15 protein-coding genes are annotated in these 14,484 nt (G+C 30.1%); 9 read left to right on the top strand and 6 right to left on the bottom strand.

The window, feature by feature from the left end; translation table 11 throughout:
• Nucleotides 1–15 precede the first annotated feature (15 nt).
• The 3 genes from BTO07_RS05860 to BTO07_RS05850 all read left to right on the top strand — a co-directional run bounded on the left by BTO07_RS05860 (nt 16) and on the right by BTO07_RS05850 (nt 2,643).
• Nucleotides 16–855, top strand: a complete 840-nt coding sequence (locus BTO07_RS05860; protein WP_087520345.1) for a 1,4-dihydroxy-2-naphthoyl-CoA synthase — start codon at nt 16–18, stop codon at nt 853–855.
• A gap of 137 nt (nt 856–992) precedes the next feature.
• Nucleotides 993–1,862, top strand: a complete 870-nt coding sequence (purU, locus tag BTO07_RS05855) for a formyltetrahydrofolate deformylase (RefSeq protein ID WP_087520344.1) — start codon at nt 993–995, stop codon at nt 1,860–1,862.
• Between the two features lie 172 nt (nt 1,863–2,034).
• Entirely contained in the window at nt 2,035–2,643 is a 609-nt protein-coding gene (locus BTO07_RS05850) for a fumarylacetoacetate hydrolase family protein (protein ID WP_087522563.1), read from the top strand.
• 140 nt (nt 2,644–2,783) lie between these two features.
• Here BTO07_RS05850 and BTO07_RS05845 read toward each other — a convergent pair whose 3' ends face one another.
• Entirely contained in the window at nt 2,784–3,707 is a 924-nt protein-coding gene (locus tag BTO07_RS05845; RefSeq protein WP_087520343.1) for a dienelactone hydrolase family protein, read from the bottom strand.
• 75 nt (nt 3,708–3,782) lie between these two features.
• Here BTO07_RS05845 and BTO07_RS05840 point away from each other — a divergent pair, with 75 nt between their 5' ends.
• From BTO07_RS05840 to ftsY, 5 genes are all read left to right on the top strand, one after another.
• Nucleotides 3,783–5,024, top strand: coding sequence for a competence/damage-inducible protein A (locus BTO07_RS05840; RefSeq protein ID WP_087520342.1), 1,242 nt, complete (start codon nt 3,783–3,785; stop codon nt 5,022–5,024).
• A gap of 88 nt (nt 5,025–5,112) precedes the next feature.
• Nucleotides 5,113–5,352: a 50S ribosomal protein L28 gene (gene rpmB / locus BTO07_RS05835; RefSeq protein ID WP_087520341.1), complete on the top strand. Its 240-nt coding sequence runs from the start codon at nt 5,113–5,115 to the stop codon at nt 5,350–5,352.
• Nucleotides 5,353–5,379: 27 nt separating this feature from the next.
• A complete protein-coding gene (gene rpmG / locus BTO07_RS05830; protein WP_036785601.1) occupies nt 5,380–5,562 on the top strand; it encodes a 50S ribosomal protein L33 in 183 nt (60 codons plus the stop codon).
• Nucleotides 5,563–5,613: 51 nt separating this feature from the next.
• On the top strand, nt 5,614–5,766 hold the full coding sequence (locus BTO07_RS05825; RefSeq protein ID WP_087520340.1) for a DUF4295 domain-containing protein: 153 nt from the start codon (nt 5,614–5,616) through the stop codon (nt 5,764–5,766).
• 162 nt (nt 5,767–5,928) lie between these two features.
• Nucleotides 5,929–6,903 carry a signal recognition particle-docking protein FtsY gene (gene ftsY, locus BTO07_RS05820; protein WP_087520339.1) on the top strand — a complete coding sequence of 325 codons (975 nt, stop codon included), beginning with the start codon at nt 5,929–5,931 and terminating at the stop codon, nt 6,901–6,903.
• A gap of 386 nt (nt 6,904–7,289) precedes the next feature.
• On the opposite strand, the gene BTO07_RS05815 is transcribed toward ftsY, so the two are convergent.
• The 5 genes from BTO07_RS05815 to BTO07_RS05800 all read right to left on the bottom strand — a co-directional run bounded on the left by BTO07_RS05815 (nt 7,290) and on the right by BTO07_RS05800 (nt 12,717).
• Complete coding sequence (locus BTO07_RS05815) at nt 7,290–7,565, bottom strand: hypothetical protein (protein ID WP_087520338.1); 276 nt, start codon at nt 7,563–7,565, stop codon at nt 7,290–7,292.
• Between the two features lie 219 nt (nt 7,566–7,784).
• The gene (locus BTO07_RS05810; RefSeq protein WP_087520337.1) at nt 7,785–9,284 is read right to left on the bottom strand and encodes an SIR2 family protein; all 1,500 of its coding nucleotides are present in this window, start codon (nt 9,282–9,284) and stop codon (nt 7,785–7,787) included.
• 524 nt (nt 9,285–9,808) lie between these two features.
• Nucleotides 9,809–9,994: a hypothetical protein gene (locus BTO07_RS17290; RefSeq protein WP_157663296.1), complete on the bottom strand. Its 186-nt coding sequence runs from the start codon at nt 9,992–9,994 to the stop codon at nt 9,809–9,811.
• 220 nt (nt 9,995–10,214) lie between these two features.
• Complete coding sequence (locus tag BTO07_RS05805; RefSeq protein ID WP_087520336.1) at nt 10,215–11,171, bottom strand: hypothetical protein; 957 nt, start codon at nt 11,169–11,171, stop codon at nt 10,215–10,217.
• Between the two features lie 460 nt (nt 11,172–11,631).
• Entirely contained in the window at nt 11,632–12,717 is a 1,086-nt protein-coding gene (locus tag BTO07_RS05800; RefSeq protein ID WP_087520335.1) for a serine hydrolase domain-containing protein, read from the bottom strand.
• 80 nt (nt 12,718–12,797) lie between these two features.
• On the opposite strand from BTO07_RS05800, the gene BTO07_RS05795 reads away from it, so the two are divergent.
• Nucleotides 12,798–14,444: an amidase family protein gene (locus BTO07_RS05795; protein WP_087522562.1), complete on the top strand. Its 1,647-nt coding sequence runs from the start codon at nt 12,798–12,800 to the stop codon at nt 14,442–14,444.
• The last annotated feature ends 40 nt before the right edge of the window (nt 14,445–14,484 follow it).

Here is a 14,484-nt window from a genome sequence, read left to right as displayed (position 1 = left end):
CCAAAATACAAAATTATGATACAACCCGAGTGGAAAACTGTGAAAGAATACGAAGATATTACGTATTCTAAATGCAATGGAGTTGCTAGAATAGCGTTTAACAGACCAAATGTTAGAAACGCTTTTAGGCCTAAAACTACCAAAGAATTATATGATGCTTTTTATGATGCTGGCGAAGATGTAAACATTGGAGTTGTACTACTTTCTGCGGAAGGACCAAGTACAAAAGACGGAGTGTACTCTTTCTGTTCTGGTGGAGATCAAAAAGCACGTGGTCATCAAGGTTATGTTGGTGATGATGGCTATCACAGACTAAATATATTAGAAGTTCAACGTTTAATTCGATTTATGCCAAAAGCAGTAATTGCTGTGGTTCCTGGTTGGGCAGTTGGTGGCGGACATAGTTTACACGTTGTTTGCGATTTAACTTTGGCTTCTAAAGAACATGCTATTTTTAAACAAACAGATGCAGATGTAACTTCTTTTGATGGAGGTTATGGTTCTGCTTATTTGGCAAAAATGGTTGGGCAAAAAAGAGCAAGAGAAATTTTCTTTTTAGGAAGAAATTATTCAGCGCAAGAAGCGTATGATATGGGAATGGTAAATGCTGTGATTCCTCATGACGAATTAGAGTCTACTGCTTATGAATGGGCACAAGAAATTTTAGAAAAATCGCCAACATCAATAAAAATGTTGAAATTCGCAATGAATTTAACGGATGATGGAATGGTTGGTCAGCAAGTTTTTGCTGGTGAAGCAACTCGTTTGGCATATATGACTGATGAAGCAAAAGAAGGAAGAGATGCTTTTCTTGAAAAAAGAAAACCAAACTTTCCTAAAAAATGGATACCATAGGTTTCAGTGGGCAGTGAATTAGTATTCAGTACACAGTCACAGTTTTCAGTAAAGTAATGGAGTATATTCCATTGTTAAAGAGTATTAAATAAACACAAGAGTATTTCCCCCCTTTGGGGAAATTAAAAGGGGCTTATATGAAATCACAAGTAGTTACTTTTTTAATAAAATGTCCAGATCAAAAAGGATTGGTAGCAAAAATTACCAGTTTCTTTTATGAAAAAGGATTCAATATTTTAAGTTGTCAGCAATACGTAAATTCTATTGAAGACACTTATTTTATGAGAGTTCGTTTAAATGCCGAAGGAACAAATATTTCTAAAGAAGATTTAGAAAATAACTTTTTAGAGTTGGCGACTCCTTTAAAATTCGATTGGTCTGTAAATTATGGAGATAAAAAACAAAATGTAGCTATTATGGTTTCTCATACAAGTCATAATTTATACGATTTGTTAGAGCGATCTAAAGAAGGACGTTTAAATTGTAATGTGACCATGATTATTAGTAATCATAATAAATTAAGACACATTGCAGATATGTTTAATGTGCCTTTTTATCATTTGCCAGTTACAAAAGACACAAAAGAAGATCAAGAAGCTCAGGTAATACAATTGCTAGACACAAATGAAGTTGATTTGGTAATTATGGCAAGGTATATGCAAATTTTATCTGCGGATTTTATCAACCATTATCCAGAGAAAATCATCAATATTCATCATTCTTTTTTACCCGCTTTTCAAGGAGCAAATCCTTATAAAAAAGCCTATGAAAGAGGAGTGAAGCTAATAGGAGCAACAGCACATTATGCAACAGTGGATTTAGATGAAGGTCCGATTATTGAGCAAGATGTAAAACCGGTAACACATGAAAGTACGCCAACAACTTTAAAGAGAATTGGTGCTGATATAGAAAAATTGGTATTGGCAAAAGCGGTTAAAAACCATTTAAACCATCAAATAATTGTTTCAGGAAATAGAGCAATTGTCTTCCCAGAAGCAGGTGAATAAACTAGTAAGCAGTTTTTAGTAGGCAGTTTACAGTCGAGAGTAAATCAGTTAACAGTTTTCAGTCAACAGTAATCAGTTAACCTAAATAAAATTTTAAGTTAATTAATTTTAAGAGTATAAAATTAACACAAGAGTGTTTCTTCCCTTCGGGAAGATTAAGATGGGCTTTTTTATGAAAATAATCTGTATTGGGCGCAACTACGCAAAACATATAGAAGAATTGGCAAATGAAAGACCAGAAAATCCTGTTGTTTTTTTAAAGCCAGATTCTGCTATTTTACCAAGGAAAAATCCGTTTTTTATTCCGCCATTTTCTGATGATGTTCATTATGAAGTAGAGGTTTTGGTGAAAATTAATAAAGTTGGTAAACATATAGATGCAAAGTTTGCACATAAATATTATGATGAAGTTGGTTTAGGAATCGATTTTACAGCAAGAGATGTACAAGCAAAATGTAAAGAAAAAGGATTGCCTTGGGAAAAAGCAAAAGCATTTGATGGAAGTGCAGTTGTAGGAGAGTTTTATCCGAAGGAACAATTCGATTTAGAAAATTTAAAGTTTCAATTATATAAGAATGATGAAATTGTTCAAGACGGAAACACAAATGCTATGTTGTGGACTACCGATGAACTAATTTCTTATGTTTCTCAATATTTTACCTTAAAAAAAGGAGATATTATTTTTACAGGAACGCCAGCAGGAGTTGGAAAAGTTGTAGAGAATGATGTTTTAAAAGGTATTATTGAAGGAAAAGAGGCTTTTAATATTAGAGTTAAATAAGTTAGAAAGTAGCAAAGTAGCAAAGTAGCAAAGTAGCAAAGTAGCAGAGGTGCAAAGTCAAAGTTTGTTCTTTTGATATTATAATAAAGAAAAAAAAATACACAAAAAGAAGATATTGATAGAATAGGGAAGTAAGTTTTCTATTTAGAATGACTTAATAACCAATCATAAATATCTTGTCCACCATAAACTCTTCTCCAAGTTTCTACATGATCTGTATCTTCATGAACAGTTAGTCTAACTTTATGATGACCCAACTCTTTTAATTTATTTACTCCAGTGTAAAAATATTCTGCTGGTACTGCTGTGTCTTTTCCGCCAGCAATATTCCAAATTGGTAGTTTCGCTTCTGCAATCGGTTTTATCAAATCTGGAAAAGCATATCCTACTACAGGATTTATTGCAGCAAATTTATCAGGATATTTACTCGCAGTTTGCCAAGTACCAAATCCACCAAAACTTAAACCAGATAAATAAACTCTTTTATCATCAGATTTATAGTCTTTTAGTGTATTGTCTATCATGTTTATTAAATCTTCTTGTACATTATTCCATCCATATTTATTAATGAAATTTATGGTGACTTCTGGTATTGAGTCATTTACAAGGCTATGTAGTTTTTTAGATGTAAACCTAGGTTCTGGTCTTGTAGGAACACCAACTTCTAATCGTCTCGGAATAGATGCTGTAGTTCTATTTGTAATATAATCGATTCCTAATTTATCCATATCAAACATATGTAATTGTGGAGCGATAATAATAAAAGGCAAATCTCTTTTTTGTACCCAAGCTTCATATAAAGGTCCGTGTATTTGTACATAATCTAATTCACTTTTACCATTTCCACGCTCACCATTTCCGTGTAGAAACATTAAAATTGGCCAATCTTTGTCAGATTCTTCATATCCTTTTGGTAAGTATAAAAAGTATTCACGTTCTGCATTGTCTAAAGAACTTGTGTAAGGAACACGTACTAATTGTTCTTCAGATTTTTTTAGATTAATTGAAGAACAAGAAGTTATAAAAACGGACATAATGATGAGTAAATAAGATGTGACTTTCATTTTTATTTTATTTATTCTCAAATTTAATTAAAATATTGATTCTTGTACCTACTTTTGTATGCATAATAATATAGTATGCAAGCAGAAATAATCACTATTGGAGATGAGATTTTAATTGGTCAAATTGTAGATACAAATTCTCAATTTATTGGTCAGCAATTGAATAAAATCGGAGTTTCAGTATATCAAGTAACTTCTATACAAGATGAAGAACAACACATTCTAAATGCTTTTAAAGAAGCGCAAGAAAGAGTGGATATTGTTATTATTACTGGAGGTTTAGGCCCTACAAAAGATGATATCACCAAAAAAACAATTGCAAAGTTTTTTAATGATGTTGAGGTTATAGAATATCCAGAAGTTGTAGATCATATAAAAGGACTCTTTAAAAAGATAAACCATCCTTTTAAAGAAATTCAAAGAACACAAGCGCAACTACCATCTAAAGCAACTTATTTACAAAACGATTTTGGTACAGCACCAGGAATGTGGTTTTATGAAAACGAGACTGTCTTTGTGTCACTACCAGGAGTTCCTTATGAAATGAAAGGTTTAATTACTAGTCAAGTTTTACCAAGAATTCAGAAGCAATTTAAATTACCTTTTATCATCCATAAAACAATTATGACTTATGGAGCAGGCGAAAGTATGATTGCAGAAAGAATTGAAGATTTTGAAAACAATTTACCATCCTATATAAAGTTAGCTTATTTGCCATCATTTGGTAAAGTTAGACTGCGTTTATCCGCCAAAGGCGAAAACAAAGAAATTCTAGAAAAGGCGTTAGATGAAAGAGTGGATGCTGTTTATAAAATAATACCAGAAATAATTACAGGTTTAGACGATGATAGTTCTTTAGAGAAAAGAGTCGGTGAGTTGTTAAAGAAAAGTAATACGACCATTTCTACGGCAGAAAGTTTAACAGGCGGACAGATTGCAGCTACTTTAGTTTCAGTAGCAGGTTCATCTGCTTATTATAAAGGGAGTATTGTAGCTTATTCTGCAGAAACAAAGATGAATCAATTAAATGTTTCACCAGAAACGATTAAAAAACATACCGTTGTTAGTAAAGAAGTAGCGTTAGAAATGGCAAGAGGAGTTAAAGAAAAGCTACAAACAGATTATGCAATTGCTGTAACTGGTAATGCAGGACCAACAACAGATGATACAGATAAAAGTGTAGGCGTTGTTTTTATTGCTTTTGTGTCTGATACTAAAGAGGTAGTACAAGAATTTAATTTTGGTCAACCAAGAGAAAAGGTTATCAATAGAACCGTAAGCAAATCACTAGAAATTCTACAAAAAGAAATTCTTTAAAAATATGTGAAATTGTTTTGTTCAAATTTAGAATTATTTGTACATTTGCACCTCGTTTAGAGATAACACTATAAATACTGTCGAAAAGATGTCTAGAGTTTGTGAATTAACAGGAAAAAAAGCAATGGTTGGGAACAATGTTTCTCATGCCTTAAATAGAACCAAGAGAAAGTTTGACGCTAATCTAATGACCAAGCGTTTTTACATTCCAGAAGAAGATAAATGGATTACTTTAAAAGTATCTGCATCAGCTTTAAAAAATATAAACAGAAAAGGTATTTCTGCAGTTATAAAAGAAGCTAGAGTTAACGGATTTTTAACTAAATAAGCTCAAGCGATTTAAAATTTTATACAGATGGCAAAAAAAGGAAACAGAGTTCAGGTAATTTTAGAATGTACGGAGCATAAAGCTTCAGGAGAAAGAGGTACATCTAGATACATTACAACAAAAAACAAAAAGAACACTCCAGATAGAATGGAAATTAAAAAATTCAACTCTATCTTAAAGAAAATGACTGTTCACAAAGAAATTAAATAATTAAACTATCTAGAACTCAGAAAAGAGCACATAGATTAAAAAACATAGACAATGGCAAAGAAAACAGTAGCATCGTTACAGACATCTTCAAAAAGATTAAGTAAAGCTATCAAAATGATAAAATCTCCAAAAACAGGAGCTTACACTTTTGTAGAATCAATCATGCAACCAGAAAAAGTAAACGACTTTTTAGCTAAAAAGTAAGTTTTACTACATAAAATATTGAAAACTACTTTCTAATTTAGAAAGTAGTTTTTTTTGCGTCTTATAATTATGTATTTTTGGGTATTACCTTAATGACAATTTGACCAAAACCAACAATTGGCACGTTTTTTAACGTACTGTTGTATAGCATAAAAAATAAAAATGAGTTTTTTAAAAAAAATATTTTCAAAAGAGAAAAAGGAAACCTTAGACAAAGGACTAGAAAAGTCTAAAGAAAGTTTCTTTGGTAAATTAACAAAAGCAGTTGCAGGTAAATCTAAAGTAGATGAAGATGTTTTAGATAATCTAGAAGAAATTTTAGTAGCTTCTGATGTTGGTGTAGATACAACTCTTAAAATTATTAATAGAATAGAAGCAAGAGTTGCTAAAGATAAATACGTTGGTACAGATGAACTGAATAAAATTCTTCGTGAAGAAATTGCAGGTTTATTGTCTGAAACCAATCTTGGTAATGAAACCGAATTTACGGTTCCAAATATTTCTGTAGATAAAGAGGGCAATAAAATGCCTTATGTAATAATGGTTGTTGGTGTAAATGGTGTTGGTAAAACAACGACTATTGGTAAATTAGCAAGCCAGTTTAAAAAACAAGGTTTAAAAGTAGTTTTAGGAGCAGCAGATACTTTTAGAGCAGCAGCAATAGATCAATTACAAGTTTGGGCAGATAGAACAGATGTACCAATTGTAAAGCAAGAAATGGGTTCTGATCCTGCTTCTGTAGCTTTTGATACGTTAACTTCTGCAGTTAAACAAAATGCAGATGTTGTTATTATAGATACAGCAGGTCGTTTACATAATAAGGTTAATTTAATGAATGAGTTGACAAAAATTAAACGTGTAATGCAGAAAGTAGTAGACAACTCTCCACACGATGTTTTATTAGTGTTAGATGGTTCTACAGGACAAAACGCATTTGAACAAGCAAAACAGTTTACATTAGCAACAGAAGTAACTTCTTTAGCAGTTACCAAATTAGATGGTACCGCAAAAGGTGGTGTTGTAATTGGTATTTCAGATCAGTTTAAAATACCCGTAAAATATATTGGTGTAGGAGAAGGAATAGACGATTTACAAGTGTTTAACAAACATGAGTTTGTAGATTCTTTTTTTAAGTAGCACTTTAAAATTTCATATAAAACTAAAAACTCCTTTTACAAATTGTAAAAGGAGTTTTTTTATGTTTAAAATTGATGAGAATTTTTACAGGTTGGCAAGAACTAGTAGATAATTAAATGCAGCTTAAGCTTGTCTTTTTTTGGTTTGATATGAAATAAAAACAGATAGAGTAAGAAAGTGCAAGTGTAATTATTAAAGAAATAATCCCTATTAAAAGATTTCTATTTTGTTCTTTTCGGAATTGAGTTTTAATACGTTTTCTAATTTCTAGTTTTTCAATTTTCAACATTTGAGTAATTTCAGTCTGCGTTTCAATCCGAAAACTTTTTCAATTCAGATTGAGTGAATAATTCCGCAACTTGCTAAATTCCGTACAATATTTTGTTTTAAAAGAAACTTCCGATTGTAATCACTGTACAAATAGCTAATGCTAAAACACTAAATGTTGTGATTAAATTTCTTTTATTTTTTATTAAATATTTTATTCCGATTACTAAAAAGACAATTTGAGCAAGAAGAAATGGTATTGTCAACATTTCTCTAAAAACTCCGATTAAAACAGAATCAATTTTATAAATCTTAATTAGCCAAATGAGTATAAAGTAAGATACAATTCCAAAATTCACAATTATCAAGTTTCTATTTGTTATTAATTTCCTCATTTTATTTGGTTTTGAGTTCGTTTTGCAGTGAATGGCAACGTGTTATAAAGCAATTTTTTATTCAAGTTATTGTGTGTTGTTAATGTTTTTTCATTCCCATAATCATTTCAGAACCTTGTTCTTTTATTGAAACAATTAACTTGTTTTTTGTTACCGAAATTAGTTTTTGTTCGGCAATTCCGTCTAAATCATTGGTTTTTATAACGTTGTTGTACCTCGTTATTTTTTAATTTCTCTCAACATTTTAGGTATTTCATCGTAATCGGTATACCAAATTATAGAAACACCTAATTCTCTCATAATTTCCTCATTTAGGTTATGGTGTCTATCTAAGAATTTTTTAGCTCCATCAATATTGTCAATTACTTGCTTTTCTTTGATATGAGTAAAACTATCAACAGTAAGACGTTTCATAAATGCAAAGTGACGTGTTTTGTCACTATTTCTCGATGCAATGTCTAGTAGTCTTCTCAAATTAGGATCTGTCATTGATAAGCCAACCATTAGACAATTATTATCTCTCAAATTTGATAGTTGAACTAAATTAGACCAATGATAGGAATCTGAATAAATTAAGTGATATCCTTCCTCTGAAAAAACTAAAGTGCTTTTGTCTAATGATTCATAAGTTTCTGTTTTTTTAGGTAAAAATCCGTGAACGTGAAAAACAGGTAATTCATCAGGGTCAATGAAATCATTGTCAGTATATATACTGTGATGTTGAATGGATTGAGATTCTAACTGTCTTTCTATAAGGTCGTCAAAATTATAAGTTACTACTGATTTAATTTTTGCACCTGTTCTTAGTGGCATACACATTTCCACAATTGACTTTATTAACTCTGAGTCAAGTCTTTTATTTTCATCTCGCAGTTTGTAAAGATTTTTCGTTATTGTTTTTGTAAACTCCTCAGATTCTGTGTTTCTATTATCTAAGCCTTTTCTTAAATATCTTGCAGCCATTAAAGCTGAAGGCTCATCAATTTCATTTAGTCTATTCACAATTTGATTAATGTCAGAATCCATAATTTTTGATTCGTTATCGAATTCATTCGTCAAGTAAGTTACAAAGAGAGAGTTTAGTAATGTATTCCAATCTGGCATTCCTGCGCTACTTGAAACGCCTGCTCCTAAAAAGAAAGAGAATTGTCCCTTTTTATATAATCTATTTAATAATTCAATTTTTTCTTGACGTTCTTTCTTCCAGTCTTTAGAACTTTGAACTACAGCAGATTCGATTCTTAATGAAAAAAGGTTATTCGCAATTTTATTAGCTTCTTTTCTGTTTTTAGCGACAATTTTATTAATTTCTTCTGGACCCCAAAAAAATATTTTGAATGATAGCTTGTGTTCCTTAAAACGACGAGTAAGAAAATCCCTGAATTTCGCTGATATTGGGCTAGATGTTATAAATAATAAATTAGAGAAAGGTTCTTTTTCCTGTATTTTCGATTGAACACGAATTATATGGTCAATTAATCGAAGTGGTGAAATTCTTTCTAAATTAAATTTTATTTCAATTTGTGTTGCATCTATTATTTCTTCGATTCCTAGTGGTGCGTATGCATCAAATCCAATTCTTCTCGGTTGAGATATAAAAGGTTTGTTTGTTTTTTCAAGATGTACTTTTAGAAGATTAAGTATGAATGTTTCAAATGTGTAATGTCCTCTGTGTCCATCATTAATGTCAATTTTTTTTAAAAGGTCATCTATTAGCATAGTTTGGATTTAATGAGGTACAACGTATTTGTGTTATGGAAAGTTGCGGTTTTGTGCGCGAGGATTTTCCACCGGAAAATCAAAGTGTGCAAAAATGTAACTACCTTTGGTAAAGCACTAACTTAGCAATTTTTTATACACGGTGTTGCCATTTCGTTGTTTTTTCAGTTTGTTATTATTCCGCAAAATTTCGTTTTACTATTTTCTACGTTTGAGTAAATTCGTTTAGTATCAAATTCTTATATTCTCAATTAATATTTATGTTAGTTTTAAGTAAATGGAAAAAAAGTTCCTTTAAAAAAATAGTAACTTATTTCTATTAAAAACAGCACAACAACTATTATTAAAACTTTTTTAAAATATTTTTTCATTTTATTTGTTTTCAGATTGTTATTATTTCAACAAAATTCGATTTCCCGATTTCCCGATTTTCTGCATTTGAGTAAATTTGGTTTGCATTTTATTCCGCAATATTTTTTCAATTCCGATTGAGTAAACAATTCCGAAACTTGCTAAAATTCTGATTATTTATTTTCTTTTTTCTTTATATCTCTAATTGTAATTAACATTGCTAAAATCAAAAGCACATTTGAAACAATTCCCGCAAAAGGTCCTTTTTTTAAATTATTAAAATCAAGTTCAGAAATATTATAAATCATAAGTGCAATACTCGAAATGATTATGAAATATATAAAATAAAATTTTTTCATTTTTCGTTCAATTTTTGTTTCAGTTTTGAGTGCGTTCCGCCAATGAATGGCAACTCGTTATATAACAAGTTTTTTATTCAAATTATTAAGTGCGGTTAATGTTTTTTCATTCCTATAATTATTTCAGAACTTTGTTCTTTTATTGAAACAATTAGCTTGTTTTTTGTTCATAAAATTGGCTTTTATTAGGAATTAATTTTATACTGTTAGCTGTAATTTTTTATTCATTTGGAATATTCTTTTCTTTGCAATATTTTTCAATTTCAGAATCGTTTTTAAAATAATCGTCACAAAATCCATCAAGTTCTTTTTCTGTTGATTCTGTGTATTTTTCATTAGCAGTTAAAAGTTTTTCAGTTTGAATAATGAATTTTTCAAAATCTGAATTTATTTTACAAAGCTTGTCAATTGTCTTAAAATCTAATTCTTTATATTTTGAAGGGAAGAGTATTTTACTTTCATATGGGTTATGTTTTAATTCGATTATTCCAATTCCAAAAGATTGATTTAATCTTTCCATTTCTTCATTTAAACTATCTGCAATTTCAAATGCAACTAAATAACCATAATTTGCCCAACTTGAATTTGATACCGCTTGAAAGAATGTTTTTTTTAGTTCATAATCAGTGTTTATTTCTTTTTTAACCTCATATGATGTGATTTTAAAAATATCAGCTCTATTGACAGCTTTTAAAAGTGTTTGACTTGCTTTTGATTGAAGGTTTAAAAAACTTATTCCAACTAAATCTGGATGAATCCATTTTTGATGATTATCCCTACTATTTTTCGATTGTTCATGAAATATTGTTTTGGAATAAACATTATTACTTTTCAAATATGTACTTAACAATAAATGTAAATCTCTTTCGGCGTATGAATTCTGTTTATTTATCCTTTTTACTGTAGGTTCAATTTGAGTCAGAACTTCAATTCCTATTTCAGGTTCGTTTTTTGTTAAATAATATGAAAATGTTCCGTTTTTTCCTTTGACTCTTTTTACGCGAGAATCTCCATTTCTTATAAAATCTCCTAATAAAGCGGAAACTGTTGCTGGAGGCGTTTTTGCATCTCCAAAATCATAGTAATTATTTTTAATTATATGTTTACAAACTTGATTTGAAATTGTCAAGCTTTTTAGATCACTTAAACTTTGTAAAATAGCTTCTTTTATTGTCATTCTTTATCGTTTCAGTTTAATTACTTAATTCTAATATGCAAACGTTTATAATGCTATATATCAGAAATTAGCCAAGTTCTTTCTTGCTACTAAATAAATCAACAATAAACTCCTCTTACTAAGTATAAGAAAATTATGTGTTTATTTTAAATGTGTTTATGAATTCTTTCATAGCATATAGAAGAATTAACCCCATAAATCTAATGAAAATACTTGAGCAAGAAGTATTTAAAGACAATTATTTTAAACACAAATAAAAAGGGCATTTATTATGTTTTCTAAGAGCCCTCAAAATTGTATGCGGACGAAACTTTTATCGCATCAGTATGCAACTCACATCTCATCAGCATCGGACATGTATTTCATCAGTATGTAATTCCGGTACTTATAAGTAATTGTTTTATAGGTAGTTATAGTGTGTGTTTTTAAAGGGTTTTTAAGCCACTTTTATACCGTGTTTCTAATCAATTACCGCATTTATTTTCGCCCATAAATCATCATCAAAATTAGACAATGCAAAATTGGAATTTTCAGCAGATGCTCCCATTCTAATAATTACTAATTTTTTAGAAGGAACAACATATATTTTTTGGTCGTTTTTACCCAAAGCAGCAAAAAGATCATTAGGTGCATTTGGTATTAATTTACCATTAAATTGAGCTTGTGTTGCAGGTAAATGATAGCTCTCTTTTCCGTTTAACCACCACAAATAACCATACGCTTTATTAATAGTTTGAGAGGTATTTGTTGCTTCGTTTAAAAAAGATTCAGAAACAATTTGTGTGTCTTCCCATTTTCCATCCGCAGAAATTAACAAACCAAAACGTGCCATACTTCTTGTGTTGCTCCAATAAACACTTAAATCGTTAACATTTGTCCAAAGACCAGACATTCCTATTTTGTCTTTTAACTTGGTGTTAAAATAATTTGTAAAAGTGGTTTTGCTTGCGTTTGCAACAACATCTTGCATTTTTACATATACATTATGATATGCCCAACGATTTTCTGCGTCTGCAACGTATTTTAAGTTTTCAGGAGAAACGTCATCACCCAAACTATCATCTAAACCAGAAGTCATCGATAATAGGTTTTTACAGGTAATTTGGTTTTCTTTTTCAAGAGAAGTGCTTGTCCAACCAGTTCCTAAATAATCAGAAACTTTATCATTTATATTCAATAAGTTTTCATCTTGTGCAATGCCAGAAACGGTTGCTGTTAATGTTTTACCTGCACTTGCCCAATACCAAGAAGCGGTAGCGGTATGATTGTTAAAATATTCTTCAACCACAATTTTACCGTTGTAAAGAATCATAAAACTTTTGGTGTTTTTTTCTTCTAGAAAATCGAGTAAAGGTTGCAATTGATTTTCATTCCAATTTAAAGCTGCTATTGATTTTGTTTCCCATTCCGAAGAATTTAATGGCGGAAAATAAGTCTCCTCTGTTAGGTTTTCATCAAGCATATCTGAATCAACATCTTTTTTTGAGCAAAAAGAAAACGTGAATAAAAATAAAAGTAATAACGAATAGACTTTGGTTGAATTCATTTATAAGATATTATGTAGCTTAAGACTTCTCTTTTTGCAAAAGGTTTAAAACATTATATTTGGATACTAAATGGAATATAATGAAAAAATTACTTTTATTAGGGTGTTCGCTTTTCTTTTTAATGGCTTGTAATGAGAAAAAAGCAACCGTTTTTTTTAAAAAATATGATGAAACTTCAGCATTAGAAATGCAGCAAGATCATGAAAAGGTTAGAATGCAATTTAAATTAATTCAGTCTAAGTATTTAGATATGAATGCCGTTTTTAAGCCTTTTGAAAAAGATTTAGCTTCTTTTTCAGAAGAAAGTTATACGAGCTTAAAGCCTTTAATTTTAGAACAAGATATTCCTACGCTTCAAAAAAGTATAAAAAAAGGAAAGCTTTCGTATGAGAAACTCACACTTTTTTATTTATATAGAATTAGAAAATTTGAAAGCGATAGCATTAAATCTTTAAATGCCATTATTGCATTGAACCCGAATGTTGTTATAGAAGCAAGAGAAAAAGATAAAAATTTAAAGGAGTTATCGTCTGATTATTCAGTGTACGGAATGCCAATTTTGTTAAAAGATAATATTAATACCAAAGAAATGCCTACAACTGCAGGAGCAATTGCTTTAGCAGAAAATAAGAATACAGAAGATGCTTTTATCGTAAAAAAGCTAAAAGAAAATGGCGCCTTAATTCTAGGGAAAGTTAATTTAAGTGAATGGGCCTATTTTTTCTGTTCTGGTTGTCCTTTAGGATATTCTGCTATTGGTGGCCAAACCTTAAATCCATATGGAAGAAAAATATTTGAAACAGGAGGCAGTTCTGCAGGAAGTGGCGTTGCAGTGGCAACTAATTATGCTGTAGCTGCTGTTGGTACAGAAACATCAGGTTCTATAACATCACCTTCAAGTCAGAATTCAGTTGTGGGTTTAAAACCAACAATTGGTGTTTTAAGTAGAAGTGGTATTGTTCCAATTTCTTCAACATTAGATACTCCAGGGCCAATGACAAAAAACGTTATAGATAATGCCATTTTTTTAGATGCAATGTTAGGTTATGATAAAGAGGATTCTAAATCAATAAAAAATAAATATGATTTTAATCTATTTGATGCCTATGAATTTAATTTTGTAAAAACGAGAATAGGAGTTTTAAAACCTTTATTAACAGACTCTATTTATGCTTCTACCATTGAAAAAATAAAAAAAGCCGGAGCAGAAATAGTTGAAATTACACCGCCAGAAATTACTTTTGATGGTTTTCTTACATTATTAAATATTGATATGAAACACGATTTGCCTAAGTATTTATCAAACAATACAGATACAGCTATTCATCTAAAAAGTGTAAGTGATATTATTGATTTTAATAAAAAAGATTCTATTTTAAGAGCGCCTTATGGCCAACAATTGTTTGACGGGATTGTAAAAGATTCAACAACATTAGAACAACTAGAAATTGTAAAAGTTACTTTAAAATTAGAAGGAGAAAAATATTTACAAGCTTTAAAGAACGATAAACTAGACGCAATTTTGTCGATTAATAATTATCATTCTGGTATTGCAGCTGTGTCAAAACACCCAACATTAACGGTTCCTATGGGATATAAGGAGTCTGGAGAACCAGTAAGTTTAACTTTTATTGGGCAACCTTTTTCTGAAAGAAAATTATTAGAAATTGGTTATGCCTTTGAACAATTAACCAAAGCAAGAAAAATGCCTGAAAACTATCAATAGAAATAATTTTTATTCATTTTAAAAGAACTATTTTTGCATC

Source organism: Polaribacter sp. SA4-12 (genome assembly GCF_002163675.1).
Taxonomy (GTDB): Bacteria; Bacteroidota; Bacteroidia; order Flavobacteriales; family Flavobacteriaceae; genus Polaribacter.
The sequence above is the reverse complement of the archived record's forward strand: the minus strand, read 5'-3'. Positions and strand labels throughout refer to the sequence as shown.